Here is a 3,530-nt window from a genome sequence, read left to right as displayed (position 1 = left end):
CGCAGCGAAAAACCGCTTCACCTCGCGGTCCCAGGGAAGCGGCGTCGCGTCGCGCCACTTCTCCTGCCCGCTCGCCTGGGAGAGCGCCCAATCCAGGAGATCACCGATGTGGGCGAGGATCTCGACCGGCGTGCGCGACGTGGGGCCCGCCTTGAACCCGGCGAAGGAAGCGGGCGCGCCGCGCACCGCCTTGCCGCAGCGGTAGGCGAGCGTCGCCACGGCGTGTCGCAGGAACGTGCGGGCGTTGCCGACTTCGGGCTTCTTCGGTTTCATGGCTCTAGTCTCCCTGATCCCCCAGCACATACGGGATCTGTCGCGACGCTTCCGGCGTGAGCTGCAACAGCGCGCGAAACGCCGCCGCGTGCGCCAAGGGTTGCGCCTCTGGCTCGAGAAAGAGCCGCGCCGCGAGATCGCGCCAGCGGAGCAGTTCTCGTCGCAGAGCACGGCGCACGTGAGCCTGAATCGTGAGGTCCGTCAGATAGAGAACTCTCTCGTATGCGTTCGCACGCCGCTCCCCGTCATCCGGACGCCGGAGCTTACCGGCGCGATTCATTTCGTTTCCGATCATCAGTATTTGCTGGTCCAATGTGAACGAAGTCCAGCGCTCGATAGTGAGCCCTGCGTGCTGGGTCATCCGAGAGGCTCTCCCTCTCCGATAAGCGCGAATGTCAGGACTCTCATTCGCTCGCGGATCGCCGGGTCCGTCACTTCCATCCCGGCGTTGCCTCGGGCGGGGCGAATGTTGATCAAAGCCGTAAATTCAATGCACTCTTCTCGGCCGCGGCCTGGATAATAGTTCGCACCCCATAAACTCCTCGGGTGACTCCCCGATTCGAGAAGCGCTCCCTCGGCATCGGCATGCAGCTCTCCTCCGATCGCGATCGCGCCTCGTTCGACATCCACAACGTACTTCACCATGATTCCAAAGGATTCGCGAACGAGCCGTTCCAACAGCTCGGCGGCGATTCGTTCGGTGATGATATGGATGGCGTCCGGCATAAGGGTTTCTTGTAGGCGTCCGTCCATGGGAGCCGTTACACCAGCCCTTCCGCAACATAGAGATCCGAGAGCACGCGCGCGTAGCCGTACACGTACGCCTCGCCGTCGCGGACGATTCTTGTTCCGAACATCATCATGATGCCGCTCGGATCCGGCGGGCGCATCACCTTCCAGGGCGCCCGCTCTCCGGTGTCGATCCGAACCTTGTCGATGCGGAGCGACCGCCCCTGGTTCTCGAGAAAGAGCCATTTCCCATCGGAGGTGAAGGCGATGATGCGTTCGCCTCTTTCCAGAGGTGGGCCGGGGCGAGACTCGCTCCGATCGAGAGGCAGCAATACGCTGGAGCCCTCCTTAAATCCCACCGCGGCCAGCTTCCCGTCGGGCGAGATCGCGCTGCCATTCACCGTGGCCGCCACCTCCAGGGGCAACGGGACGATGCCGCCATGTTCGGCGTCCAGGAGCATCGCCCGCGAGAGACCTCCTTCCGTGCCGACGCAGAAAACCTGATGCGCGTTGGGAAGCCACCTCGCGTTCGCGACATTGGTCATTCCGGTGGGGAGGATCCGCTTCTTCCCCGCCCCCGTCGGATACACGATGAGCGGGCTGGCCGGTACGGGGAGCTTGGCTACTGCCCAGCGCCCGTCGGGCGAGAGCGTCAGGGCCCTCCCCTCACCGAGCCGCACGACCGGCGATCCATCCGTCTTCCGGATGCAGGCGAGGTAGTTGGTCCCGACCTCCTCATTCTCCTCGTCGAAGAGGAGCATAGAGCCGTCCGGCGATAGCTCGCCCGTGAGCGACCAATCGAGCCATGAAAGCTCGCGTTCCTCGGTCGCGCCGGGAGCCTTGCAGTACATCCCGAGGCGGATGTTGTCGCGCGTCAGCAGCACCTGTCCGCTCTTCGAAATGTCGAAGAGCCGCACACTGCCTGGAAATCCTGCGATCAGCCGAAGCTCTCCTGTTGGTTTGACGGCATGGAGCGCACGTCCGCTCCCCGACGCGGCGGCGGTGAACCAGATCTCCTCCCCCGATGCGGACCATGCCATCCCCTGTGCGCTTCCCCATTCCTGGGTGAGCGTCCTCTTGTTCCCCTGGAGATCCAGGATCGCGACACCCCCCCGGTCATCGTTCGGAAACGGATGATCGAAAAACGCGATCCGATCTCCCGAAGGCGACATCCTCGGAAAGCTCACGTGACCGGCCGTCTCGTAGAGAATGTTCCCCAATGGGAATTCGACGCGCCCCTTTCCCTCCACGTCCCTCGCGACGACCATCGCGTCACCTTGCGGCGCGTAATCGACGTGCAGGATCCTCTCTTCGATCTCGCGCGGCGCGCCCCCGAAAAGAAGCGAGACGGCGAGCGTGCCCTGAAACACGCCGTTATGCCCGTAGCTGGGATCCAGCGAGATCGCGATCTCGCCGGTGCGGGATACGGCTTGGATATCCGCGCTGGGGAGCGCGAGCGGAATCGCCTCTGGGCTTTCGGGGCGCTTCATGTAGACGCGAACGGGATCGCCTTCCCACTCCGCCCCGTAGACGATCGTCTCACCGTCGGGCGCGAATCGCGCCTTGTGGAGAAAGCCTCGACGGTAGCTCAGCTGGCGAAACGCGGCCGCGGGGCGAGGCGCCGGCCCCGCGGATTCACGCGGCAATGCCTCGATCGAGGCCGAGCCGGACGGCCCCGAAATGCCTTCGAGCTGAAACGCGAGATCGTGCGCCGAGCGGAAGCGCTCTCCGGGCGATTTCTCGAGGCAGTGGCGCACGATCCGCTCGAGGACGAGCGGGATTTCCTTGTCGAGCGTCGTGAGATCGGGCGGATCCTCGCGAAGGATCGCACTCATCGTGTCGGCGGGGGATTCACCGCGAAAAGCCCGCGTGCCCGCGAGCATTTCATAGAGTATGGAACCGAAGGAGAAAATATCGGACCGGTGGTCCACCTGCTGGCCGCGCACCTGTTCGGGCGACATGTAGCCCGCCGTTCCCCAGATCTGCCCCTGCCCCGTATCCACCGCGACGGTGCGCGCCGCGCTCTTCCCTGCTCCCGAGGCATCATCGGGCCGCGTGAGCTTCGCGAGGCCAAAGTCCAAGATCTTGACGCGGCCGTCCTTCGTGACGAACAGATTCTCCGGCTTCAAGTCGCGGTGCACGATCCCCGCCTCGTGCGCCGCGGCGAGACCGTACGCGACCGGAATCGCCAGCTCGATCGCCTTGCGGACCGGGAGCGCCGCGTCGCCTATCCGCTCGCGAAGCGTGGCGCCCTCGAGAAGCTCGGTCACGAGGTAGGGCTGGCCTTCGTGCTGCCCGACGTCGTAAATGTTGAGGATGTTCGGGTGATTGAGCCGCCCCGCCGAGCGCGCCTCGTGCTCGAAGCGCCGCTGACGCTCGGTGTCCGCCGCAAGCGCCGCGGGCAGCACCTTCACCGCCACGTCGCGGCCGAGCCGCGGGTCGCGGGCGCGATAGACCTCCCCCATGCCGCCTGCGCCGATGGGGGCCAGGATTTCGTAGGGGCCGAGCTGGGCCCCGGTCGCGAGGCT

The 3,530-nt window shown here is 65.3% G+C and carries 4 protein-coding genes; all 4 read right to left on the bottom strand.

Translation table 11 applies throughout. The features are described 5' to 3' along the window. Positions 1 to 273: hypothetical protein (locus E6K76_12350; protein TMQ56642.1), on the bottom strand; the 273-nt coding region annotated here is incomplete at its 3' end. Positions 274 to 277: 4 nt separating this feature from the next. Beyond that, positions 278 to 553, bottom strand: a complete 276-nt coding sequence (locus tag E6K76_12345) for a hypothetical protein (GenBank protein ID TMQ56641.1) — start codon at positions 551 to 553, stop codon at positions 278 to 280. Positions 554 to 630: 77 nt separating this feature from the next. Continuing rightward, a complete protein-coding gene (locus E6K76_12340; GenBank protein ID TMQ56640.1) occupies positions 631 to 999 on the bottom strand; it encodes a hypothetical protein in 369 nt (122 codons plus the stop codon). A gap of 35 nt (positions 1,000 to 1,034) precedes the next feature. Beyond that, positions 1,035 to 3,530, bottom strand: a 2,496-nt coding sequence (locus tag E6K76_12335; protein TMQ56639.1) for a serine/threonine-protein kinase, incomplete at its 5' end; no start/stop codon positions are given.

The organism is Candidatus Eisenbacteria bacterium (assembly GCA_005893275.1).
In the GTDB taxonomy this organism is placed as follows: Bacteria; Eisenbacteria; RBG-16-71-46; order SZUA-252; family SZUA-252; genus WS-7.
Note: the sequence above shows the minus strand (reverse complement) of the source record. Positions and strands in the feature narration are given on the sequence as shown.